This window comes from Streptomyces sp. NPDC017979, assembly GCF_044328175.1.
Taxonomy (GTDB): Bacteria; Actinomycetota; Actinomycetes; order Streptomycetales; family Streptomycetaceae; genus Streptomyces.
Genome location: NZ_JBIRGU010000002.1, coordinates 753,921 through 776,821 on the forward strand (window position 1 = coordinate 753,921; position 22,901 = coordinate 776,821).

Here is a 22,901-nt window from a genome sequence, read left to right on the forward strand (position 1 = left end):
TCCGCCAACTCGGCGGACAGGCCCGTCAGCTCGGCGGACGCTCAGTCGACGGGCTCGGCGCACATCGTCCAGGAGCCCTCCGCCACCAGCTTCAGCAGCAGCGGCCCCGCGGGCAGCGGCGTGCTCATCCTGACGTTGCCACTGTCGTTGACCAGGAGGAGGCTGTCGTCCTCGGGCACTTCGGTGCGGCCGTCGACCTCATAGCCATACATGTAGACCCGGCCATCGCCCCGCGACGTGAAGCGGAGGTCGGCGATGGGGCCGGTGTAGAGCACGACCTCGTCGCCGCGGCCCTCCAACGTCCCCTGGAGCCGGCGGGCGGCGACCAACGGGAGCACGCGCAGGGTCCAGGCACCGCGGGCGTGCACGTTCACCCGCAGTCGGCGGACCTTCGGCACCTGCGCGAGGGCCCGGTGGCAGCTGCCGTCCAGGTCGGTGTTCAGCAGCAGGTCGTCGTCCTTGTTCCACTTGTCGAGGGAGTAGGCGTACGCGGACCCGTCCCGGCAGCGGGAGAGGTCGAACTCAACGACGACCGGTCCCGTCGGGATGGTGCGGGGCGCCGAGACGACCTGGTCGCCGCGGCCTTCGTGGACGAACGGCTCGAAGACGGGGCCGAAGGTCCAGTCCGGCGCGGCGGGCCCGGGCGCCGGCGCGGGCGCCTGCGTCGGTGCCGGTGCCGGAACCGCCAGCGGCACCGGCTGCACGGGGAACGCGGGTGGCGGCGGAGGCGGCATCGGTCGGTAGGGCTGAGGCCGGGCCGACAACGGCGCCGGCGGAGGCGCCGGGACCCGGAACTCCGGTGGCGTCTCGGGCCGCGCCGGCTGCTCCGGCACCTTGAAGGGCGGCGGCGGAGCCTTCGTCGCCGCGGACGTCCCGTCGTCCGCCACGTCGATGCCGAAGTCCGTCGCGAGCCCGGCGAGCCCGTCGGCGTACCCCTGCCCCACTGCACGGAACTTCCAGCCGCCCGAACGTCGGTAGAACTCCCCGAAGACGAAAGCGGTCTCGGTGCTGGCGTCCGTGACGACGTACCGCACCACGACCGTGCCGTCCGACGCGTACGCCTCCACGGCCGGCTCCGGCACGTCCCCGATCGTGCCCCCGTCGGCGGACGCGACGATGACGACCCGCTCGACGGCCTCCTCGACCTGCGGCAAGTCGACGTGGAGCCAGTCGGTGCCGGTGTGCGGACCGAGGTGGTGCACGGCGCCCGACGGATGCACCTGCTGCCCGTGGAAGACCATGTCCGCGTCGCCCCGCACGCGCCCGCCCGCGGCCAGCAGCAGTGCCGTGGCGTCCAGCCCCCGCTGCACCCCGACCCGCAGTGCCACGGTCGGCACGAAGGAATTGGCCCCCTTGATCAAATCCGCCACTGGTCGCCCCCCGACCTCGGATGAACACCTCGGATGAACCGTGGACGGATCCTAACTCCCGCCCGCCGCCCACCCGGGCGGGTGTTCGACCCATCGGTTCGTGGGCGACGCGGCGGCCGAGGGCCGTCCCGTCAGCCGGTGCTCCAGCGGCGGACCGAGTCCCCTTCCGCGGTGAGCCAGGTGCCGTCCCCGAGGGGGAGCGGCGCAGGGTCGCCAGCTCCCGCGTAGTCGAGTTCGGCGATCGGCTCCAAGGAAGCGGCGTCCAGGACGAAGTGCCGGGCCTCTTCGGCCCAGAGGTCCTCGCCGGCCGCCGCGAGGATCCGCGTGCCGTCCAGGAACCCGGGCCGGCCGACGAAGACGAGGTCGTCCGGCAGCACTCGGGCGGCGGTGGCCTCGACGGGTCGGGCGCCGGCGGAGTGGCGGGTCAGGGACTCCCCGTCGACTTCCATGGTGAGGAAGTCCCCCGGGCCGGTGCTGCTGCCGGTGAAGGGGTCGTCCGTGCCGACGGTGATCAGCTCCCACGCGTCGCCCTTGGGGACGGCGACCAGGGAGTACGCCTCGTCCTGCCCCTGGGCCGCGTTGAGGAGCACGGCGTCGGCGCCGGGGAGGACGTGTTGGAACGCGTACGAACCGCACCAGGACGGCAGCGCGGTCCGGGAGAGCACCGCTCCGGTCGCCAGGTCCAGGGAGACCAGCTCCTCCTTCCGCTCCTGGCCGGTGGCGCCGCCGTGGGTGACCGCGAGCAGCCGTCCGCCCCGCGGATCGACGGCGCAGGCGCCGCCGGTGGCCTCGTCGGGCCAGGGCTCGTGGGACACCGTCCACACCGGGGCGCCGTCGGCGGCGTGGAGCGCGACGCCGTCGCCGCTGCTGACGGCGATCCGGTCGCCGGCGAGCGGGGTGACGTACACCCGTCCCTGATAGGGGAGTTGCCATTGGTGCCGGTGCGTGAAGACCGCACCGGGGTCCGGGCTGATCCTCGCCGCGTGGACGTCGTGGCCGTCGACGGCCACCAGCCAGTGGCCGCCGTCGCGCACCTGGAAGAGGTCGAGGTTCCCGGACGCGGCCGTCAGCCCCGCCAGGTCGGCCCGGGAGCGGAGCGCCGCTCCGGTCGTCGCGTGCGTCATGCTTCCTTACTTCTTCTTGAGGTAGTTGTCCGGCCAGGAGAATTGCCTGACGTCCCCCTTGGGGTCGAGGAACGTGAACAGTCTGCCGTCCCCCGCCGTCGCCCTCAGCACCGGCAGACAGATGTCCGGGCAGACGGGGCGGGACGCGGCGCCGTGCGTCGGCAGCCAGCTCTCGTTGCCGTTCGCCTGGTTCCTGCGGTTGAGGAAGTGCAGGATGTTCTGTTCCGCGTGGCCGCCGCGCTCGCCCTTCGGAGGCTTCGGCAGGTACTCCGACGACGGGATCGGGATCAGGTTCAGTTGCTTCGCCAGGGCGAGTTGCTTGGCGTTGAGCGGAACCCTGCTCGTGCCCGCCACGAAGAGGCGCGGACCCTGGGGCGTGATCGCCTGGATGACGGAGACGGTCTGGTACTGGCGCCGGTCCACCGGCAGCACGTTGTGGACCTGCTGCGCCAGGTTCTCCAGGGTCTGGAGGCACGGGGTCAGCCCCAGGGGGTCCGCCTCCGTCAACGGGTCGTTGACGTAGCCCGCGGGGTTGGGCGCGGGGTCGAGGCCCAGGGGGTCCTGGCTGACGTAGCGCGCGGTCTCCGGGTCGTAGTGCCGGTGGACGTTGTAGTGGAGACCGGTCTCCGGGTCGGCGTACTGGCCGGGGAAGCGGATCGGGGTGTACGCGGTGGCGTCCCGGTTCCACGCGGTGGCGCCCCACTGGAGGGCGCGGCCCTGCCAGGCGACGGCGCCGGTTTCGTCGACCAGCTCCGTGGGGGTGCCGATCAGGTCGGTGACCATCGCGAAGAACCGCGAGTCCACGTCCGTCTGCGGGTCGACGCCCGTCTGCGGGTCGACGCCCGCGGCCGGAGTCCGAGGACGGGGATGGGGATCGGGATCGGGGTGCGGACGGGGACGGGGACGGTGCTCTGCCTGGGCGATCGGGTGGTGGCCCTCGTACTCCCAGGTGATGCAGGTGCCGGTGGCGGAGTCGACCTCCTCGATCAGCCGACCGTCGTCCCAGGCGAAGAGGGTTTCCGCCACGACGGAACCGTCCGGCGCATGGCGGCGCTTGGCCGTTCTGCGGCCGAAGACGTCGTACGCGTACGACCAGGTGACCCCGTCCGGCGTCACGCACGCCGTGAGCCGGTCCTCCGCGTCCCAGGTGTAGCGCCAGACGTCCGGCTTGCGCGAGAGCCGCGTGCGGCGCCGCTCGACGACCCGGCCCGCCGCGTCGAAGGTGTACGACAGCGCTCCCGCGCTGCGGAGGTTCCCGCCGTCGTGGACCCGGGCGCCCCGCGACGTCGGGTGGGGCGCGTCGTCCGGCCACCGGGCCTGCGTCAGGTTGCCGACGGGGTCGTAGGAGTACGTCTCCCGTCGCCCCGGCGCGCGGGAGCCGAGCGGGCGGCCCACGGGGTCGAGTTCGAAGGTGCGGGTCCGCTGCTCCAGCAGATCGGTGACGGCGGTCAGCCGGTCGTCACCGCGGTAGGAGTAACCACGGGCGCGCAGCGGGCGGCCCCCCGCGGTGAGGTCGCGCCGCGTCACCCGGCCTTCGCCGTCCCACTCGGTGTCCAGCACGATGCCGGCGGCGGAGTCGAGCGACCGGCTCGTCTCGCGGCCGAGCGCGTCGTGGGCGAAGGTCATGCGCCGGCCCGCCAAGGTCAGCTCCGAGCGGTTCCCGGCCCGGTCGTGGGCGAGCGCGGTCGGCACCCCGCTCGGTGTGGTCCGTCCGACGCGGCGCCCCCACCGGTCGAAGTCGTACCGCGTGGTGCGCCCGTCGACCGTCTCGGCGGTGACCCGCCCCCGGGCGTCGCGCTGGAGCGTGAGCGCGGACCGGTCGGACACGGCTTCCAGGAGCCGGCCGATTCGGTCGTAGGCGAGGCGGGTGACGTGACCGTCGGAGTCCCGGGAGACGAGTCGGCCGTCGTCGTCGAAGACGTCGGTCACCGTCTGGCCCAGCGGGTTGGTGCGCCAGCGGGCGCGCGCGGCCCAGTCGTAGCCGTACCGGGTGGTGCGCCCGTCGAAGTCGGTCTGGGAGGCGAGCTGTCCGGCGGCGTCGTAGTCGAAGCGCCAGACCTGACCGAGCGGGTTGTGCACTTCGACGAGTCTGAGTTCGGTGTCGTAGCGGAACTCGTGGCGGGCCCCGTCCGGGGTCACGCGGGCCGACGGACGGTCGAAGTGGGTGTACTCGTGCCGGGTGGTGCCCCCTACGTGGTCCGTCTCCGCGGTGCAGTTGCCCTCCGCGTCGTACTGCCACGTGTGAGTGTTCCCGTCCGGTGCGACCCTCCGCAGCGGCCGGCCCTCGACCGTCCAGTCCATGGTGGTCACCGCGCCGGCCGCGTCGACGGACACGGGTCGGCCGAAGGCGTCGCGGGAGATCGTGAGGGTGTTGCCCGCGGAGTCGGTCTGCGACGTCGCGAGCCCGGCGGCGTCGACGGTGTACGACTCCGCGTCTCCGTCGGGCCCGGTGACGGAGAGCAGCGCGCCGCGGCCGTCGTAGCTGAAGGCGGTGACGGCGCCTTCGGGATCCGTGAGGGCGAGTTGGTTGCCGCGGTCGTCGTACGTGCGGGACCAGCGGGCCCCGTTGGACGCGGTCATGGTCTCGGGCAGCGCGAGGTCGTTGTAGGTGGCCGTGGTGACGGCACCGCTCGGCTGTCGGACGGCGAGGAGGTTCCCGAGGTCGTCCCAGGTCCATTCCACGGTCCGGCCGTGCACGTCCGTACGGCTCACCAGCCGGTCGTGCCGGTCCCAGCCCTGGTGGGTGGTGCCGCCCAACGGGTTGGTGACGGCGGTGACCTGGAGGAGGGCGTTCAATCGGTAGAGGGTCCGGGCCCCCAGCGAGTCGGTGTAGCGGGTGATGCGGTCACCGGTGTCGGGGTCGGTCTCGTACGCGAAGGTGGAGGAGAGGAACCCGTCGGGTCCGATCGTGCGCACCACCCGACCCTGGTCGTCGTATCCGTACTGGAACGTGGAGTCGTTTCGGTCGGTCCAGGACGTGATGCGGGCGTCGGCGTCGTAGCCGAACCTGAGCGGCAGGCCGGAGGAGTTGGTGACGGCGTCGAGGTTGCCGTCGTGGTCGTAGCCGTAGGTGAGGACGGTGACGGGGCCGTCGGGGGTGCGTAGGGAGAGTTCGGTGATGCGGCCGTCGTGCACGGTGGTGGCGACGTGGTAGCCGCCGTCGTGGACGATCCCGGTGGGGGCGCCGTCGGGGCGGCGCTGGAAGGTGACCCCGTTGCCGTTGCGGTCCTCGATCCCGGTGAGCCAGTACGCCGGCGAGGTGCGGTACGGGCCGCCGGTGAAGACCCGGGTGGTGCCCGAGGACGCGTCCCGTACGAGATAGCTGACCACGGCGTTGGTCTCGCCGTCGTGGACCAGCGGCAGCCGCGGGCCGTCCAGGGGCAGTACGCCGTCGGGGTCACCGGGGGCCGGTAGCCGCGGGTAGACGAGTACGGTGCCGTCCTCGCGCGCCCACAGGGCGCCTTGGCCGCGGGGGTCGAGTTCGATGCGCTCGTCCAGGGTGGAGGCCCAACTGCGGCCGAACCAGTGCCCGTAGCGGTACGCGGACAGGTGTGTACGGGTGAGTTCCAGGGGGAGGACGCCCGGGAGTTCCAGGTCGGTCTGCGGCATCAGCAGTTGTCCGGTCGCGACGTCGACCGGGTCGTTGGCGCAGGTGCGCTTCTCCATCGCGATGACGTTCGACCGGGGGTTCTTCTTGACCCCGTCGAGGGAGTTGGGTTTGGTGCGGGTGTCGTCGGGGTGTTTGCGGGCGGGGTCGCTGGGGTTGGTGCGTTTGCGGGTGAGGTCGTCGTCGTCGCGTTTGCCGCTGCCGGTGATCTTCTTGAGGCGGTCGTCGATGTCTTTGTCGGTGTTGCGGTGGGTCTTGGAGCTTTGGCCGAGGGCGTCGGGGAGTTTCTTGCCGACGTGGTTGCCGAGGTGGTTGTGGCCCTTGATCAGTTTCTCGACGACGCCTTCGATGGTGCCGTCGAGGACGGCGGTGAGGGAGTCCTTGCCCTTGGCGCGGCCGTGGTGTCCCTTGGCCTTGTCGATCTTGCCTTTGGCGCGGCCGTTCATCGAGATCTGGACGTTCGCGAGCTTTCCGCCGGTGTTGCCGTGGGCGTCGTGGTCGATGCCCAGGGTGCCGCCCGCGCCCCCGCTACCGCCGCTGCCGGCGGAGTTGAGTTGGGTGCTGTCGTCGGCGCCGGTGACGTCCATCGCGGTCTGGATCGCCAGATCCGTGACGATGCTCTCCAACGCGGCGACGGCGGGCTGGGTCAGCGTGGCGGTGATCTCGGCGACCGCGGCCTCCGCCATCTCCTTCAGGATCTTCTTGAACGCGATCCGCGTCGCGACGATCTTCCCGCCGGCGAGAAGCGTGGTGAGCCCCATGGTGAAGGGGGCCGCCGCCAGGGCGATGCCGACGGTGGCACACAGGTCCGCCAACTCCCCGACGGCCGCGATCTTCCGCGCCACGATGATGTCGGCGACGCGGTCGAGTGCGCCGGCGATGATGCGGGCCGCGCCGGCGAGGTCCTTGTTCTTGCCCTGGACTTTCTTCCAGTGTTTGTCGAGGGCGGTCAGGGACTCGCTCTGCCCGGTCGACAGCAGTCGTTGGATGTGGCCGTGTGCGGTGCCGGCGTCGTCGTCCGCGTCGTCCGCGAACTCCCGCAACGCGTCCGCCATGTCGCGGTACGCGTCCTCGTCGACGTTCGGCCAGCCCACGCCCACGACGTCCAACATCGTGTCGACGCCCTCAGGAATCGTGTAACCCACGATCCGCCACCCCCGTTGCGGTCGGTCGTCCCATGGTTGAACTGACCTTCACCATCGCATGGTTGCCGATGAATGGCCCGTCTTCTTTCCCAGTCAAAAAGGCACCAGGGCGCCCGTCGGACGTTGAGCCGATCCGGACCGGCATCTCGTCAGGAACTCCTTCAGCGCTTCGTGGCGGAGCACCGTTCCCCGGGCACGTCATCCGGGCGGGCCGGAGGCGCGCGGCGCCGGGTGTCACCGCCCCCGTGCGGTGACACCCGGCCGTTGGGGGAGGGGTCAGTACTCCAGGTAGCCGCCCCACGTGTCGAGCGTGTTGTTCCCCCTGCCCATCACCGAGAGGCAGAACTGCCCTTGGAAGTTGCCGAGGTTGTACCAGCCGGTCGGGTCTTCATTGCGGAGGTTGGCTATGACCCCGATCTGCCCGCCGCTGTTGCAATAGACCATGCGGGCGGACATCGCGGGCCCGTCGTCCTTACGGATCCTCACCTGCCCGTTGGCGTAGTGCTGCCACGAGTAGGTGGTCCACCGGTTCTTGGTCAGGTCGCCCCAGGCCGGGACGATGGCCGCCGATGCGGGCGTGGTGCTCATCACCATCGAGGCGACGGCGAGGGCCGCCGTCATGAGCGATGCCTTCACGAATGCCTTCACGTGTTCCCCTCCCATGAAGAGATGCGCCGTGGTGCGGCGCGGGGCACGCCTTGAGCGCTGCGTGCCCGACCAGGATGGGGCGGGCCGCGGGCCGCCGTCCTTAGCGTTCGGCGCGCATTCGCTTGGCATCCAGCGCAACGCCGACCGTGCCCCGTGCTTCGGTGGGCGTCGTCCCGTACGCGGCCCGGAAGGCCCGGCTGAAGTCGGCGGCGCTGCGGTAGCCCCACCGGGCCGCGACGTCCGCGATCGTGCGGTGCCGGGCGCGCGGGTCTTCGAGTTCGGCCCGCGCGCGCTCCAGCCGCCGCCGGCGGACCGTGGCCGCGACGGTCTCCGGCTGGTCCCGGAAGAGCAGGTGGAGGGTGCGTACGGAGATGTGGTGCGCGGCCGCGATGACGGGCGGCGTCAACGCGGCCTCGTGCAGGTGCCGTTCGATGAACGCGTCCACTCGCACGCGCAGGACGTGCTGCCGGGACTCGACGGGCAGCGCGTGCCGCGCGTCGAGCTGCTCGGCGAGGAAGGCGTGGGCGAGGTCGGTACCGATCCGCCCGAGCCTCCGCAGTTCTCCGGGCCCGGAGCGGGTGCCGGGCCCGGAGGGCTGCTGCCGCAGCGCCGCCATGAAGTGCGCGAGCAGCGCACCGGTGCCGATTCCGGCTCCGGGCGTGAGGCGTCGGGCGAGGAGGCCGTCCACGTCGTCCTGGGAGAACGGGAGCGAGGCGCGCGGCAGCCGCAACAGGGTGAGGCGGGAGAGCCGGCCGTCGTCGACGAACTCGCTCTCCAGCGGGTGCGAGGTGTCGAAGAGCGAGAAGTCCCCGGTGCCGATCAGGGCGTTGGACCGCCCCTGGGCCAGCCCGATCGGCGACCCGTGGACCATCATGAGGTAGTGGTGTTCCGGGTCGGAGCGCCGGATGTGCCGGCGCTGCCGGGTGGCGACCATGGGCGAGAACGCGAACCCGGCGAGTTGGACCCCGTCCTCGAAGTCGATGCCCACGGCGGACCCGCGGAACGTGAGTGCGTGCGGGCTGTCGATGGCGACGGGCATCACCTCGTGCCCGACCATCTCGGCCCACCAGGCGAACCGCTCTTCCGGGGGGACCCCGTCCGTCGAGACGGCGACGAAAGGTGACGTTCCCCGTTCCGTCCCGGGCGTGCCGTCCTCCGCCGCCACGACGGCAGGTCAGACGACGGAGTTCTTGGCGTAGGAGACGAGCCCGCCGAAGGCGTTCGGGGTGAGGTGGAGGACGGGCCCGGTGGGGTTCTTGCTATCGCGCACGCCGATAGTGGTGCCGCATGTAGATGCGAGGGCGACTTCGAGGCAGTCGCCGCCGTTGGCTCCGCTGTGGCTGCTCTTGGCCCAGTCCGTCGTCAGGCACGCGACTTCGAGGCAGTCGCCGCCGTTGGGGCCGCTGTGGCTGCTCTTGACCCAGACCGTCGATACGGCGCTGTGTTCCATCCCCTGAGTACCCTTCCATGAAGTCGCTGATCAGAGAGGCAGACTCGGACACGGACAGGGCATCGGCCCTGAGCACATCATAGGTTCGTGCATGGCGAGCGTAGACGATCGGATCGTCGCAGAAGTGCCCCCGGTCGAGAGACTCCGAGTAGACCCATTGGTGCCCGTCGGGCAGCGTGATCAGAGACACCGACGTTGCCGGGAGGTCGAGGGCGAGACGTGCCGGAGCGACTTGGATCCGGATGTTCGGATACTGGGCCGTCGCGAGCAAGTGTGCGCACTGATTCCGCATGATCGATGGACCACCGACCACGTTCCGCAAGGCGCTCTCGTCCAGCACCACCATGAGCAGCGGACCATCCGCATCTAGGAAGCGCTGTTGCCGGCTGAGTCGCGCCGCTGCCCAGCCTTGACCGAGATCCCCGCCCAGATTCGGAGTGAGCAGGGCGTGGGCGTACTCGTCGGATTGGAGCAGGCCCGGCATGAACTGGCTCTGGTAAATGCGCAGAGCGGTCGCCTCCGCATCCATGTCCGCCCTCCGTTGGAACCAGTCCGGATGGTCGACCCGCTGGTACCAGTTCACCTTGGGCCACAGGCGCGTCATCAGCCCGCCCGTTCCCAGTACCTCGTCACACCGCATGACGAACGGCAGTTGGGGAACCCTTACCCCTGCCTCCACCTTCGCGACCAGCGACCGATCGCAGGGGATCTTGCCGGCGAGCTCCTCCTGTGACAGGCCCGCCTTGGTGCGGTGATCCCGTAGCAGCATGCCGAAGAGCGTCGCCGAAGTCGCCGCGCTGGCTTGCTCGTCGTCGTGGTTGTGGTCGATGTCGTTGCGTCGCCCCATGGCCGTCTCCTTGTGACAGTCCCTCGCTGACACGCTTTTGACCTGTCGAAGCTAACTCCGAGCCGGCATCCTTGAATCACCAGGCCCATCGCTTTTCACCTGATCTGATTAAGGATCAGATGATTCCGGTTATTAAAAGCTGTTTTATTTGCATCCGGAGCGGGCCATTCGAGGAGTTCTGAGGAAGTGAGGCAAGCCATGAACGGGCCCTGTCACGGGGGAACTTGGGTGTCGCGGTGGAGTCGCCACCCCCGGTCCGTCGGCAGGGCGCGGGCGGAGTTCCGCAAAGAGCTCGCGGGTTGGGGATTAGCGGCGATCGAGGCGGCCGCGTTGATCGTGCTCTCGGAGCTGCTGACGAACGCCGTACGGCACGCGTCCACCTCCCCGGGCCGTCAGATCGAGACGCGCTGCTCGGTCGCCCTCGGCAGTGGAACGCTCCGGATCGAGGTCCACGACGCGGGCGACGGCCGGCCGCACCTGGACAAGCCGGGCCCTGACGCCGTCGGCGGGCGCGGGCTGTGGCTGGTGGAGGCGCTCGCGGACGAGTGGGGCGTGGCCAACCGGCTGGGCCCGGGCAAATACGTGTGGGCGGAGCTGTCCGTACCGGACCGGCCACCGGCCCCCGAGCCCTTCGCCCCCGGACCGTGACCGTGGACGGGCTGACGGGACCGCTGCCGGAACTGCTCACCGCGGCCTGCGCGTTGTGCTGCCGGCTGACGTACGCGCCGGTCCCGTACGGCTGCGTGGACGGCACGATCCACTACGCGTGCCCGGAGTGCGTCCCCCTGCTCACCCCGGGCCCGACCCCCGAGGAACACCCCTCCGTCACCTACCAACCGGCCCTCTTCTGAGACCCACGCCCCATCCCCCCTGAACCGGCCGCCCCCGCGCCCACGCCCTCCCGCGAATCCCTGTCCGCGGGCGGGCGCGGGGGCGGCCTCCGTACTGCCGGTTCGAGCAGCGACAACGTCCCCTTCTCCGCATCGAGGGCGGCACGGACGCCGACCGGCATCGGCAGATTCGGGCCGGCGTGCCCGACCTCGACGTTGCCGAGGACCGGGATGTCGCGGTCACCGAGGACGTCGAGGACGATGTCGGCCAGGGTCGGAGTGCCGTCGGGCGAGTCGAGTCCTCGATCGCCTCCGGAACGCCCACGACCATGCCGGAGATCCGATCGAGAATGCCGCTGTGCCGCAGTGAGATGTCGCGGTAGCCGAGGATCGGCTTGGGGTCAGCCGTGATCGCGTCGAAGTCGATCAGGTCGAGGTAGCCGAAGACCGTATGGCCACCGTCGTGCGCGACGATCGCGCGCACCTCGGGATCGCGCAGCAGTCCGTTGAACTCCTCGGCTATCTCGGCTGGCCGCGCCGCGCTCCACCAGCGGTGCCGCCCGGCTTCGAGGAGCGGCGCGAGGCGCACCCGGAATCCCATGTTTTCGAGCTCGGCCACGGCCCGTTGGAGGTCGGGGGCGTATCGCGCGTGGAGCGGCCCGGACAGCGCCGCAACGACGACGAGGTCTCCGGGCTCCAGGGCGCGAGGGCGCAGCAGTTGAGACGGTGCGGTACGGGTCACCAAGGCAGTGTTCCGAGACCCGTTACGACGCGCTACTCATTTGCCGATCGGGCGCCGGATGGCCCCTGGCGCCGGTGATGGTGAGGCGGTCGACCATGACCGTTCCCTTCAATCCGCGGCAGCCTCGCCCGTACCGTCAACCCCCCGTCGGGGTTCGCGCGGGCCGTTGCCGTGCCGTGGTGGGCGCGGGCGATCGAGCGGACGAGGGCGAGGCCCAGGCCGTGGCCGGAGCGGTCGCTGGTGACGCGGGACTGCTCGCGGTAGAAGGGCTCGAAGAGGCGGCCGGCCACGACGTCGTCGACGAGGGGGCCGGTGTTCTCCACGTCGATGACGACGGCTTCGTCGTCGCGCAGCACCGCGAGGTGCACCGAGCCGCCGGGCTCGTTGTACGTCAGGGCGTTGTCGACGAGGTTCAGCAGGAGTTGGCGGAGCAGCGTCGCGTTGCCGGGGACGGTGCAGCCGGGCTCGACGTCGGCGGTCAAGCGCAGGTCAGCCGTGGTGGCCTGCGCGGCGCGTTCGGCGGTCGCGTCCGCGGCGAGGGCCGTGAGGTCGACGGGCTCGGGGTCGAAGGGGGCGTGGTCGGCCGACGCGAGGGCGAGGAGCGCTTGGACGACGGTGATGTTGCGTTCGTTCGTCTCGACGAGCATCGGGGCGAGCTCGGCGAACTCCTCGCCGCTGGGGTCGGCGGCGGCGATCTGGAGGACGGCGCGGGTGGTGGCCAGCGGGGTGAGCAGTTCGTGCGAGGCGTTGGCCGCGAAGCGCTGATGCGCGGCGAAGGACTCCTCCAGGCGGGCGAGCATCGTGTCGAAGGTGTCGGCGAGCTGCTTGAGTTCGTCGGCGGGGCCGTCCGCGGCGATGCGGTACTGCAACTGGCCGTCGGCGGCCTGCGCGGCGGCCCGGCTGATGTCCCCGAGGGGCGCGAGCAGCCGCTTCGACAGCCGCCAGCCCACGGCCAGGCCGATCGCCGTCACCAGCAGCAGGCCGCAGACGGACAGCCACAGCACCGCGTTCCACACGTCCTCCTTGCTGCTGATCGACCCGTCCACCCTGGGGCCGGGCAGGAGCCCCGGCGGAACGCTCGTCTCGGGGAACGGCTCCCCGACGTAGGGCACCGGGCGCCGCACGTCGGCGTCCGAGACGACGACGGTGTCCCGGAAGTCGTACGTCGGGACGAACCGCATGCCGGTGTAGATCACGGCGACCATCAGCACGGCGCAGGCGACGAGCGCGCCCGCGAAGCCGAGGAAGAGCCGGGCGTGGATGCTGCGGGTCCGCCCGGGCCGCCTCGGGCCCGGCCGCCAGGGCGGGCGCTTCACTTCACGCCCAGGTAGTAGCCCGCGCTGATCGCCGTGTGCACCAACCGGGGCTCACCGAGCTTGCGCCGCAACGTGTGCACGACCAGGCGCACCGCATTGGTCAGCGGATCCGCGTGCGCGTCCCACGCCTTGTCCAACAGGTACTCGGCGCTCAGTACGCCGCCTTCGGCGCGCATCAGCAACTCCAACACCGCCAGCTCCTTCGGCGTCAGCCGCACCTCGCGCCCCGCGCGCAGCACGCGGCGGCGATGGGTGTCGAAGGCCAGGTCGGCGAAGGTGAGGACGGGGGAGTGGACCATGGGGCTGCGCCGGTACAACGCCCGCAGGCGGGCCACGAGTTCCGGGAAGTCGAACGGCTTCGCCAGATAGTCGTCCGCACCGAGGCCGAGCCCCTCGACCTTGTCGCCCAGCCGCCCCGCGGCCGTGAGCATCAGCACGCGGCACTCCAGACGCATCGCGACGACGCGCCGGCAGACCTCGTCGCCGTGGACGCCGGGCAGGTCGCGATCGAGGACCACGGCGTCGTAGTCGTACACCGCCAGCTTCTCCAAGGCGGCCTCCCCGTCGTGCACGATGTCCACGGCGATGGCCTCGCGGCGCAGCCCGATCTCCAGGACCCGCGCCATGTACAGCTCGTCCTCCACCACCAGCACGCGCACGACCCGCCCCCTCTTTTCCCGCAACCGTTTCCTGTGAATTCACCGGCGCATTCGACACCCCGGTCACCAGCCCTCCCCACACCTATCAGACGCGGTATGTGAACTGTGTATGAGCGCCCGGCCGGACCGCCCGCTCGACAAATGCCGCACACATCACGCCCTGACTACGTTGACTTGCGATTTCACCGAATTCGCCGGGCAAGGAGTCTTCGTACGCAATGAACCTCTTCAAACGGGCGTGGTGGCGGCTGACCAGCCACCTAGGAAAGACCCTGATGCTGGTCGGTCTCTTCTTCGTCATCTGCACCCTGGTGCTCTCCGGATTCCTCATCCAGTCCGCGGCGGCGCGGGCGGCCGACGACGCGAAGGGGCGCGTCGGCGCCGTCGCCACCATGCAGTTGGACGTGAACGCCCTGATCGAATCGGGAGGGGGCGCCGAGAACAACGGCACCATGCCCGGCGTGATAGGCCCGGAGGGTGACCTGCCGCGCGGCGTGGTCGACAAGATCTGCGAGTCGTCCGTGGTCAAGCGGTGCAATTACGCGACGGAATCCATGGCCGCGCCCACCGCAGGATCGAAGCTGTACCGGGCGGTGCCGCGACCGGCCGGCACCCAACCGGACGGCCTCGACATCTTCCGGGCCGACGGGATACGCGACCAGCAGTCGGTGGCCTCGTTCCGCAACGGCGAGGCGGAGATCGTCGCCGGGCGGGGAATCAACTCGAAGAGCACCATCGAGGAGGTCGTGGTCGAGCAGCGCCTGGCCAAGCACAACGGCTGGAAGGTCGGCGACAAAATCAAGCTGAAGTTCGGCGAACTGCCGGACATCAGCAAGAAGAGGAACGAGACCGAGTTCACGTTCACGGTCGTCGGCATCTACTCCAGCGGCACCCCGGAATCCCGCCAGTACGTGCCCGCCATGATGGAACCGGCGAACCAGCTCTACGTCACCCCGGACGGTGCCAGCCGGCTCCTCGGCAAGAAGACGGGCCCCGACGGGGGAGCGCTCAGGCAGGCCACCTTCACCCTCGCCGACCCCGCGGACGTCGCCCGGCTGAAGGAGGACGCGAAGGCCGCCGGCGCCGACCTGAAGGTCTTCCCGATGACCGTCAACGACAAGCAGTACAAGCAACTCGTCGGCCCCATCAACAAGACCGCGGACTTCGCGACCGTCACGGTCTGGCTCGTCGCCCTCGCCGGCACCGTCATCCTCGCCCTGATCGTCGCCTCCTCGCTGCGCGAACGCCGCATGGAGCTGGGCGTCCTGCTCTCCCTCGGCGAGAAGAAGCCCAAGCTGCTCGGCCAGCACCTGGTGGAGGTCGTCGCCTGCGCGCTGATCGCGGTGGGCCTCGCCGCGGCGGGCAGCCAGTTCCTGTCCCAGGCCGTCGGCGACCGGCTGCTGTCCAGCGAGGTGTCATCCGCCAAGGAGTCCGCCGCGAACGAGGACGACGCCGCCGGCAACAACAGCAGCACCACCATCGGCGCCGGAGGCCCAGTCCCCGTCCCCGCCGAGAACGACCCGGAGGCCGAGCCCATCGACTCGCTCGACGTACGACTCGGCGCCGCCGACATCGCCAAGGTCGGCGCCACCGGCCTCGGCATCGCCGCCCTCGCCACGCTCGTCCCCGGTGCGCGCGTGCTGCGCCTCCACCCGCGCGACATCCTCACGAAGGGCTCCTGATGATGACCTCCCCCACGCAGGCACCCGTGCTCGAACTCGTCGACGTCACCCGCTCCTACCAGAGCGGCAACCGCAAGCGCACCGTGCTCAAAGGCGTCAGCTACGCCTTCGAACCGGGCCGCATGTACGCCGTGATCGGCCCGTCCGGCAGCGGCAAGACGACCCTGCTCTCGCTCGCCAGCGGCCTGGACTCACCCAGCTCCGGCAGCGTCCGCTTCCGCGGCCGGGACGTCGCGGAACTGGGCCTCGGCCGCTACCGCAACCGCCACGTCGCCACCGTCTTCCAGTCGCTGAACCTGCTCACGTACATGACGGCGGTCCAGAACATCACCTCTGCCATGGAGATCACCGGGGTGCGGGGCGGCAAGAAGGCGCAGCGCGCCGCCGAACTCCTGGACCTCCTCGGGGTCGAGGCCGTCGACCACCGCCGCCGCACCCTGCAACTCTCCGGCGGCCAGCAGCAACGCGTCGCCATCGCCCGCGCGCTGGCCTGCGAGGTCGACGTCCTCTTCGCCGACGAACCCACCGGCAGCCTCGACCACGAAACGGCGGCCGGCATCGTCGCCGTCTTCCAGAAGCTCGCCCACGACGAGGGCAAGTGCGTGGTGGTGGTGACGCACTCGCGCGAGGTGGCGGACGCGTCGGACGAGGTGCTGCAACTGAAGCGGGGCAAGCTCGGCGCCGCCCGGTAGACACCTCGTCAGCCATGTCCTGAGCGCTACGTCATGCGCCTTCGGCCCGGTACCGCAGTACGCGACCGAGCGCCGCCCGGCCCGCGGGCCCCCACGCCGGCTTGCCGCCGGGCAGGCCCCGGTCCCCGTTCTGCCCCATCAACATCAGGAACAGGCACTTCAGCGCGGCCAGCCCGCGGGCGCGGCGGACCGTAGCCCCGTCCGCACCCGTGCCCGAGCCCGTACCCGTACCCCCGTACGCCTCGAAGAAGCGCGCGGCGGCGCCCTCCGGGAGGAGCACCCACGCGGCGGCGAGGTCCCACGCCGGGTCCCCGGCGAGCAGGTCGCCGAAGTCGACGACACCGGCGAGCGTCCCGTCCGCGACGACGACGTTCGCCGGGTGGAGGTCGCCGTGCACCCACACCGGCGGGCCCGCCCACCCGGGCGCCGCGACGGCGTCGTCCCAGACGGCCCGGACGTCCTTCTCGACGTCGCCGAGGTCGTCCACGGCCCGGAGGAACTGGTCGAAGCCGTCCGCGTACTTCGCGGGGTGGTCCCCGCGGTCCGCACCGACCGGCGCGTCCTCGGGCGCCGCCACGTGGAGCGCCGTGAGGAAGCCGGCCAGCACGTCGGCCGCGTGGTCACCGCGGCTGATGGCGCTGCGGTCCAGCGGCTCGCCCGGGACCCACGTCATGACCGTCCACGGCTTCGGGAAGCGCGCGGACGGCTCGCCGATCCGCACGGGCTCGGGGACGGGCAGCGGCAGCCGCGCTGCCAGCTCGGGCAGCCACCGGCGCTCCTTGAGCAGGAGCTCCGGGGCGCCTTCCGCACGCGGAACGCGCACGGCCAGGTCGTCCCCGAGGCGCCACATCTGGTTGCCCCACCCGCCCACCACTTCGCGCACGGCGAGTCCTGCGAGGTCCGGGTGCTGTTCCTTGAGCAGGTCGCGGATCAGGTCTTCGGTGATCTCGATCTCGGATTCGGTCATGCGAACCCACTTTACGGGCGGCCGGACGAACCGCGATCGTCCGGCCGTTCGAGCACGAAGAACAGGAAGTTGGGCCGCGTCGAAAGCTCCCGGAACCCCTCCGGGAACAGCTCCCGGGCCGCCGGATCGGGCAGCGGCTCGCTGATGCCGGCGATCCTGAACCCGGCCGCTGCGAAGGCGTCCGTCATCGCGTGCAACGGCCGGCGCCAGAGCCGCATCGGCACGGACCGCCCGTTCAGCGACCAGTCGAAGGTGTAACTGGTCGTCGCGTGGTAGTCGGGCCGCGGGTCCCGGTGCGCGTACGCCGTGAACGGATGGCCCACCGACGCGATCAGTCGCCCACCGGGCCGGATCACCCGTCCCAACTCGCCCAGCGTCGGCCCCCAGTCCTCCAAGTAGTGCAGTACGAGCGACGCCACCACGTCGTCGAACGCGTCGTCGCCGAACGGCAGCGGATCGCCCAGATCGCCCACGTGCAGCCGGGCGCCGTCCCCCAGCCGCCTCCTGGCCAGCGCCACCATCCCGGCACTGGCGTCGATCCCGGTGACGACCGCCCCCCGCTCCCGCAACGCCGCGGTCAGCGGCCCCGCCCCACAACCGGCGTCCAGCACCCGCCGCCCGGCCACGTCCCCGACGAGCCCGAGCATCGCGGGCCGCTCGTAGTACGCGTTGACGAGGCCGTTCTCGTTCTCCGCGGAATATGCGGCCGCGAAGCCGTCGTAGTCGTTCGTCTCCTCTGCGGGCTGCATCGTCGCAGCCTAGGGCCAGGCGCCGGGGCCGCACTGTCAGTGCCGTCTGCGACGGTGGCCCCATGACAGCCCGTCCACACAGCGCCATTGCCCGTGCCCTGCACGCCAGTTGGGCCGCCGACATCTGCTCACCCGACGACATCGCGCGGGCCCCGTGGACCCCCGACAACCCGGCGCGCGGCCAATGCGACATCACCGCCCTCGTCGTCCACGACCTCCTCGGCGGACACCTCCTCCTCGGCGAAGTCACCCTCGACGGCGCGGACCACGGCTACCACTGGTGGAACCGACTCCCCGACGGCACCGAGATCGACCTGACCCGAGAACAGTTCCGCCAGGGCCAAATAATCACCCCCGGCCGCGCGGTCCAACGCCCGCCGGGCCGCTTGCCGCGCCGGCACGAGGAGTACGAGGTCCTGAAGGGGAGGGTGTTGGCGGCGCTGGGGGCCGTCTCGTCGGGGGACTGATCAGCGCAGGTACGTCTGCTGCCAGTCGATCGAGGTCATGGTGAGCGCCGCATCGGCGAGGGACTGGGCGGAGGACGTCTTGAGCTTCGCGACGCTGCTGTCGATCCACGGCTGCACGTTCGAACAGCCCTGCTCGCGGTACTCGATGGCCTGGAGCAGGCATTCGAGCTTGTCCGCGTCGTGCGCGCAGATCACTTCGAGGGACCGCGCGGGCGGCGGTGGAGCGACCGGTCAATCGATACGCGGCCCGCTCACCGGTAGCGGATGACCCGGACCCCGCACTCCCGCAGCCCGTCGACCCCGGTGAACTCCCGCGCCGAGCCGTCGACGAGACCCACGACGCCCTGCGGCGAGTGGAATCCGGTGAGCAGGAGTCCGGTCGCCGAACGACCCTGACCGTCCGCGCGAAGCACCCACACCAACGCCCGCGCACCGGGCGGAAGCGCATGCAGCGCGCCCACCGCCTGGCTGAGCGTCGTGTGGGCGGTGACGGACAGCACCTGGCCGAGCTGCTGCATCGTGGGGGCGAACCAGGCCGCCGGACCCGGCGCGGGCGTGGGGCCGACGGGCTCGCCGCGGTCCCACGCGGCGAAGCGGGCCCATGGATCCGAGTTAGGGAGGAGGAAAGGCGGCTCGGCGTCCTTCGGGACGACGAGGGACGCGTCGACCATCGCGTCCTGCCAGTCGCCCCCGTGTCGATGCGCGACCGTCTGGATGGCGAACAACCAGCCGCGGGCGGTCTCGTCACCCGGGTTCGGCGCGACCAGCTCCACGGGCTCCTGATACGCCCCGCGGAGCCATGCCTCCGCCTTGTGGCGCGCCGCGTCGAGGTCCTCGGCAGTCGCCGGCGCGGAGCCGCTGACCCGGGCGAGGACGAGTTCGACCACGCCGGTCGTGTCCAGACGGCCGAGGCCGCCCTTCATGCCGTCCAGGAACACCGCGTCACCGCCGTCGTTGAGGACGTTCATCAGGTGTCCGCTGGCTTCCGCACCGCCGACGGCACGGCGCACCCACACCACGCCGTGCGTACCGGGGCCGGTCTCCTTGACGTGTCTGATGACCTCGTCCCAGGTGCTGCAGTGCAGTTGCTCCGCGGTCGGGAAGTAGCGGCGGAGCAGCAGCTCCCACCACCCGGGCGCCTCATGCGCCGGCTGCCACGGCAGCGGAGAGGACGCCGCCCCGCCGGCGATCTGCGCGGCCGACGTGACGACGCACCCACGGGCGTTCAGCCGCCGCGCACGGGCCTGCGGAGTGCGTTGCTCCAGGGGCGTACGGGGGTACGCGGAGGCGTCGCCGAACGGGTCGTCCGCGGCGGGGTGGAAGGGCGGACTCCCGTCCTTGGGCACGACCACGGACGCGGCCAGCATCGGCGTCTGCGGATACCCGGGCGCGGCGACGGCCCGGCAGGAGAAGAGCCAGGTGTGCGCGTCCTGCGCCACGGGCTGGGGGACGGCGAGCTCGACGAGCCCGTGGTAGGTGTGCTGGAGCCAGTGGCGAACGACGTCCACGGGGGTGGCGTTCACTGCGACATCCTGACGCGGGGCGGCCAGACGCCCGTGTCGCGGAACTGCTTGAACTCGTCCGCCGTGGCGTGCGTCGGCGGGAAGTACGGGAGGGAGCCGTCGCCGGGTACGACGAGGACCTTGCTGATCGGGCCGGCCCAGGGGTTTCCGCTGTCGATGGCCTCCTGAGTGTCGAAGAAGACGATCCAACCAGCGCAGTACGGGTATGACTTCTCCGCGACGACGACCATGACCCAGCCATCCTGGTTGTGGGCGTACGCCTCGTCGAGGAAGCGCTTAGCCGCCTCCAGGGCCTCGTCCTTGCTCAGCATGGCTCGGAGCCCTCCGCCCGTCTCGTGCTCACAGACCTGAACATATCCGCTGGGCCGTCTGCACCGCGCGCCACCCGGAGGGAGCCCGGGGGGCTTGCGCAGAGAGGTCCTGGAAGTGGCAGGTTTATCCCTGACGGTGCGCCAGTGACTGCCTTAGCATGACTCTTCGATCGAATGGCTGCGGGGGAACAGCGATGAGGGGCAACGACGGCACGGAACAGCACGGGACCTCGGTGAACGGCACTGATCTCGTGGTTCACCAGGACGACCTCGGCGCGGTGGGCCACGAAGCCTTCCGCATACACGGCGAGTTGCGAAGGCACTCCGATCTCGCGGGTGCTGGAGCAGACAAGAGCGGTGCGGGAACGACGGCCCGCGCTGCTAGGGAACTACAGGGGCACAACCTCGCCTCTGGTGGAGAGTTGCACACCACGCTTGAAGTCTGGACGTCGCAGGTCAAGACGGTCCTGCAGATGTGTGCCCACATCTCCAACCATCTCGACTTCTCCAAGAAGTCGCACGCTGACGACGACGCGCACGTCGCTGCCTCGCTGCGGCGCAGGGACGGGTCCGCGGTGCCGGTGTCGGAGATCTCGAAGTACGTGACGTAGCGAGTTCTTGGGGGAGCAATGGGGGTCTTCAGTTACACGAACCTCATGGAAGTGGACCTGGGCAAGGTCAGTCAGGCCGCTGCCGATTGGAAGAGGGCTGCTGCGGAACTGGAAGAGCTGAGGGGCGACGTCTACGGCAGCCTTCTGCAAAAGTCCGACGGAGCTCGATGGACCGGTGTCAACTCTTCCGTGACCAAGGACTTCGTCCGCAAGACCGCCAAGGAAGTCTCTGATCTGTGCGAGGAAGCGACGAGCGTCGCTGCTGTCCTGGATGACGCCGCCCGCGAACTCACGGCGATCCAAAAGAGGCTCCGAGATCTCACGGCAGAGGCTCGGCAGGGGGATCCGACTAGGGCGGCAGGGCCAGATCCCGGGCTCGTCGTCGCGGACGGCCCCAATGGGACGGTGCGAGTGACGGAAGCCTACTGCGACGTGAATGGCACCTCACAGCGGACGAAGGACCGGTTGAAGTGGTACGCCGACACCCTCAGCAATCTGGTGGCCCACGCGGCGGAGATCGATGCAGCCCTGGAACGAGCCTTGAGGCGGGCGCACGGAGGCGATCCGCACAATGCCGGTCACGCCGTATTCACCTCCCTCGACGAGGACCAGCTGCCGCGGGCCATGAAGCTGGCTTCGTTGGGGGACGAGGCGAACGCCGGGCAGCGTGCCGAACTGCGGCGCCTGTGGTCGTCACTGAGCCCCCGAGCCCGTGCGGAGCTATGGGCCGAGCATCGAAGTGAACTGCTCGCTGCGGGCCTGCTTGCCCCTACTGTCAAACGGATCGCCCCCGATGGTGGCTCCGGCCCGTACGGTGTCGAAGAGCCCGGCGCGGCCGAACGCCGTACCAGGGAAAAGATGAACCTGATCGCCGAGGCCGCCGACTGGAAGGGCGACAACGACGCGTCCAGGCACATGGCGCACTACCTGGGGAACAGCGGCAGCGACATGGAGCTCCCTGTGGACAAGATGATGAGCGACGTCCCCGACTTCCGCACCCACATAGAGGCGTCCATCCGCGAGGAGCAGGACCAGTGGCGCAGGACGGCGCTCGCGGAGTTCGAGAGGAATGGTGGACAACCCGTCGCCATTCCCGTGGAAACGAAGAACCGAGACTTCTCCTTCACACAGGACGCCAACGAGAACTGGTTCTTCGCCGTTGGATCAACCAGATCCAACGTGACCGGAGTGGTCACCGTCGTACCCGACCAAAGCGGCAAGCCCGAGGTGGCTCTCGACTACCAGGTCAACGCTTGGGACCGCTACAACTGGGACAAGGACAAGGGAGTGACCATCGGCCTGCCGGGAAAAGCCGAGCTGAACATTCCCGACGGTCAGATGGCCCGCCTTCACACCACGGGTGTGGCGCAGGAGTTCGACATGGCGGGCAGCAGCTCGGTCAAGCACTACGATCTGGGCGGGGCCGCTTCGAATGACGGCCCGCTGCCGGCGCCGGAGCAGCCAGGGCGTGCGGGTGATCGCACGGACCCGGGGCGTGAGCAGCAAGAAGGCCGATAGTGGATCTCCGATGAACGATTCGCATGAGAAGACCGTCGGCGAAAAGGCCGGCCGGGCTCGCCGGCGACGACTTCCCGTTGTCATCGCGCTGATCGCCCTGCTCTGTGTCGGTGCCGCACTCGCCCTCGTCGCCCGAGGTGTCGACGATGCCTCTTCCGAGCAAGCGGAGCGGGAGAAGAACTGCTGTTGGGCGGAGGGGGCCACCCCGGAGTGGCTGAGCGGGCAGGTGGGCATCCGGATTCCTGAGGGTGCGTCGGACCGGCGGGCGGGGTACAAGACCGGACAGCGTTACGACACCGGTCTGTTGACCTTCGTCCTTCCTCGCGACGATGCGGAGGGGTACCTGGGGCGGCTCGTGCGGGAGGGCACCCGCATGGTGGGCAACATCGAGCCCAAGGGGAAGGACTATCGCCCCGCGGCCGCGTTCGGCCGCTTGGGGCTGCCCGAGCCGGAGACCTTCGCTGAAGGGGTGCGGCGGACCACGCTGTGCCCGGATGAGTTGGATTCGCCGGAGGGGCGGTATCTGCAGCGCTGCGTCGACCTGTTCGCGCACGACTTGGGGACCGGCGCGGTACGGGTTTACGTGCGGTCCGTGATCGAGCCGTCAGTGACGCCGCCGGCGCCCGGCAGCGGTCGCTGAAGA

21 protein-coding genes and 3 pseudogenes are annotated in these 22,901 nt (G+C 70.4%); 8 read left to right on the top strand and 16 right to left on the bottom strand.

The genetic code is table 11. The features are described 5' to 3' along the window. Window positions 1-41: 41 nt before the first annotated feature. The 7 genes and pseudogenes from ACH4E8_RS09330 to ACH4E8_RS09360 all read right to left on the bottom strand — a co-directional run bounded on the left by ACH4E8_RS09330 (window position 42) and on the right by ACH4E8_RS09360 (window position 10,191). Complete coding sequence (locus tag ACH4E8_RS09330; protein WP_398445912.1) at window positions 42-1,337, bottom strand: TerD family protein; 1,296 nt, start codon at window positions 1,335-1,337, stop codon at window positions 42-44. A 164-nt stretch (window positions 1,338-1,501) separates the two neighbouring features. Beyond that, window positions 1,502-2,494: a hypothetical protein gene (locus ACH4E8_RS09335; RefSeq protein WP_398445914.1), complete on the bottom strand. Its 993-nt coding sequence runs from the start codon at window positions 2,492-2,494 to the stop codon at window positions 1,502-1,504. Window positions 2,495-2,500: 6 nt separating this feature from the next. Then, window positions 2,501-7,246 carry a DUF6531 domain-containing protein gene (locus ACH4E8_RS09340; protein ID WP_398445916.1) on the bottom strand — a complete coding sequence of 1,582 codons (4,746 nt, stop codon included), beginning with the start codon at window positions 7,244-7,246 and terminating at the stop codon, window positions 2,501-2,503. A 276-nt stretch (window positions 7,247-7,522) separates the two neighbouring features. Further along, entirely contained in the window at window positions 7,523-7,894 is a 372-nt protein-coding gene (locus tag ACH4E8_RS09345) for a hypothetical protein (RefSeq protein ID WP_398445918.1), read from the bottom strand. Between the two features lie 100 nt (window positions 7,895-7,994). After that, window positions 7,995-9,059, bottom strand: coding sequence for a helix-turn-helix domain-containing protein (locus ACH4E8_RS09350; RefSeq protein ID WP_398445920.1), 1,065 nt, complete (start codon window positions 9,057-9,059; stop codon window positions 7,995-7,997). Between the two features lie 9 nt (window positions 9,060-9,068). After that, a pseudogene (locus ACH4E8_RS09355) lies at window positions 9,069-9,188 on the bottom strand (DUF397 domain-containing protein); the annotation flags it as partial. After that, window positions 9,154-10,191 carry a Scr1 family TA system antitoxin-like transcriptional regulator gene (locus tag ACH4E8_RS09360; RefSeq protein ID WP_398445922.1) on the bottom strand — a complete coding sequence of 346 codons (1,038 nt, stop codon included), beginning with the start codon at window positions 10,189-10,191 and terminating at the stop codon, window positions 9,154-9,156. The gene ACH4E8_RS09360 and the pseudogene ACH4E8_RS09355, both read right to left, overlap by 35 nt. A 228-nt stretch (window positions 10,192-10,419) precedes the next feature. On the opposite strand from ACH4E8_RS09360, the gene ACH4E8_RS09365 reads away from it, so the two are divergent. Beyond that, window positions 10,420-10,839: an ATP-binding protein gene (locus tag ACH4E8_RS09365; RefSeq protein WP_398445924.1), complete on the top strand. Its 420-nt coding sequence runs from the start codon at window positions 10,420-10,422 to the stop codon at window positions 10,837-10,839. Next, window positions 10,836-11,042 carry a hypothetical protein gene (locus ACH4E8_RS09370; RefSeq protein WP_398445926.1) on the top strand — a complete coding sequence of 69 codons (207 nt, stop codon included), beginning with the start codon at window positions 10,836-10,838 and terminating at the stop codon, window positions 11,040-11,042. Before ACH4E8_RS09365 ends, ACH4E8_RS09370 begins: the two co-directional genes overlap by 4 nt. On the opposite strand, the gene ACH4E8_RS09375 is transcribed toward ACH4E8_RS09370, so the two are convergent. From ACH4E8_RS09375 to ACH4E8_RS09390, 4 genes and pseudogenes are all read right to left on the bottom strand, one after another. Beyond that, window positions 11,021-11,293 carry a hypothetical protein gene (locus tag ACH4E8_RS09375; RefSeq protein ID WP_398446126.1) on the bottom strand — a complete coding sequence of 91 codons (273 nt, stop codon included), beginning with the start codon at window positions 11,291-11,293 and terminating at the stop codon, window positions 11,021-11,023. The genes ACH4E8_RS09370 and ACH4E8_RS09375 overlap by 22 nt on opposite strands. Before the next feature lie 128 nt (window positions 11,294-11,421). Continuing rightward, window positions 11,422-11,763: pseudogene (locus ACH4E8_RS09380) on the bottom strand (LD-carboxypeptidase); the annotation flags it as partial. 32 nt (window positions 11,764-11,795) lie between these two features. Continuing rightward, a complete protein-coding gene (locus ACH4E8_RS09385; RefSeq protein ID WP_398445928.1) occupies window positions 11,796-13,079 on the bottom strand; it encodes a sensor histidine kinase in 1,284 nt (427 codons plus the stop codon). After that, entirely contained in the window at window positions 13,076-13,738 is a 663-nt protein-coding gene (locus ACH4E8_RS09390; protein ID WP_398445929.1) for a response regulator transcription factor, read from the bottom strand. The genes ACH4E8_RS09385 and ACH4E8_RS09390 overlap by 4 nt, the downstream gene beginning before the upstream one ends. A 218-nt stretch (window positions 13,739-13,956) precedes the next feature. Between ACH4E8_RS09390 and ACH4E8_RS09395 the strand changes: the two genes are divergently transcribed. Continuing rightward, the gene (locus ACH4E8_RS09395) at window positions 13,957-15,420 is read left to right on the top strand and encodes an ABC transporter permease (protein ID WP_398445931.1); all 1,464 of its coding nucleotides are present in this window, start codon (window positions 13,957-13,959) and stop codon (window positions 15,418-15,420) included. Beyond that, window positions 15,420-16,112 (top strand): ABC transporter ATP-binding protein, encoded by a 693-nt coding sequence (locus tag ACH4E8_RS09400; protein WP_398445933.1) that lies wholly within the window; start codon window positions 15,420-15,422, stop codon window positions 16,110-16,112. The genes ACH4E8_RS09395 and ACH4E8_RS09400 overlap by 1 nt, the downstream gene beginning before the upstream one ends. A 31-nt stretch (window positions 16,113-16,143) precedes the next feature. Here ACH4E8_RS09400 and ACH4E8_RS09405 read toward each other — a convergent pair whose 3' ends face one another. Both ACH4E8_RS09405 and ACH4E8_RS09410 read right to left on the bottom strand, forming a co-directional pair. After that, window positions 16,144-17,079: an aminoglycoside phosphotransferase family protein gene (locus ACH4E8_RS09405; RefSeq protein WP_398445935.1), complete on the bottom strand. Its 936-nt coding sequence runs from the start codon at window positions 17,077-17,079 to the stop codon at window positions 16,144-16,146. 11 nt (window positions 17,080-17,090) lie between these two features. Further along, window positions 17,091-17,828, bottom strand: a complete 738-nt coding sequence (locus ACH4E8_RS09410) for a class I SAM-dependent methyltransferase (RefSeq protein ID WP_398445937.1) — start codon at window positions 17,826-17,828, stop codon at window positions 17,091-17,093. Window positions 17,829-17,890: 62 nt separating this feature from the next. Between ACH4E8_RS09410 and ACH4E8_RS09415 the strand changes: the two genes are divergently transcribed. Beyond that, window positions 17,891-18,295 carry a hypothetical protein gene (locus tag ACH4E8_RS09415; protein WP_398445939.1) on the top strand — a complete coding sequence of 135 codons (405 nt, stop codon included), beginning with the start codon at window positions 17,891-17,893 and terminating at the stop codon, window positions 18,293-18,295. Here ACH4E8_RS09415 and ACH4E8_RS09420 read toward each other — a convergent pair. The 3 genes and pseudogenes from ACH4E8_RS09420 to ACH4E8_RS09430 all read right to left on the bottom strand — a co-directional run. Further along, window positions 18,296-18,499 (bottom strand): annotated as a pseudogene (locus ACH4E8_RS09420) (HAD family hydrolase); the annotation flags it as partial. It abuts the gene before it with no gap. 47 nt (window positions 18,500-18,546) lie between these two features. Next, complete coding sequence (locus tag ACH4E8_RS09425) at window positions 18,547-19,818, bottom strand: YrhB domain-containing protein (protein ID WP_398445941.1); 1,272 nt, start codon at window positions 19,816-19,818, stop codon at window positions 18,547-18,549. Continuing rightward, complete coding sequence (locus ACH4E8_RS09430; RefSeq protein WP_398445943.1) at window positions 19,815-20,129, bottom strand: YrhB domain-containing protein; 315 nt, start codon at window positions 20,127-20,129, stop codon at window positions 19,815-19,817. Before ACH4E8_RS09430 ends, ACH4E8_RS09425 begins: the two co-directional genes overlap by 4 nt. 194 nt (window positions 20,130-20,323) lie before the next feature. On the opposite strand from ACH4E8_RS09430, the gene ACH4E8_RS09435 reads away from it, so the two are divergent. The 3 genes from ACH4E8_RS09435 to ACH4E8_RS09445 are packed head-to-tail and all read left to right on the top strand — an operon-like array spanning window position 20,324 to window position 22,898. Continuing rightward, the gene (locus ACH4E8_RS09435; protein WP_398445945.1) at window positions 20,324-20,740 is read left to right on the top strand and encodes a hypothetical protein; all 417 of its coding nucleotides are present in this window, start codon (window positions 20,324-20,326) and stop codon (window positions 20,738-20,740) included. Between the two features lie 45 nt (window positions 20,741-20,785). Next, window positions 20,786-22,258: a hypothetical protein gene (locus ACH4E8_RS09440; RefSeq protein ID WP_398445946.1), complete on the top strand. Its 1,473-nt coding sequence runs from the start codon at window positions 20,786-20,788 to the stop codon at window positions 22,256-22,258. Beyond that, window positions 22,236-22,898 (top strand): hypothetical protein, encoded by a 663-nt coding sequence (locus tag ACH4E8_RS09445; RefSeq protein ID WP_398445948.1) that lies wholly within the window; start codon window positions 22,236-22,238, stop codon window positions 22,896-22,898. The genes ACH4E8_RS09440 and ACH4E8_RS09445 overlap by 23 nt, the downstream gene beginning before the upstream one ends. The last annotated feature ends 3 nt before the right edge of the window (window positions 22,899-22,901 follow it).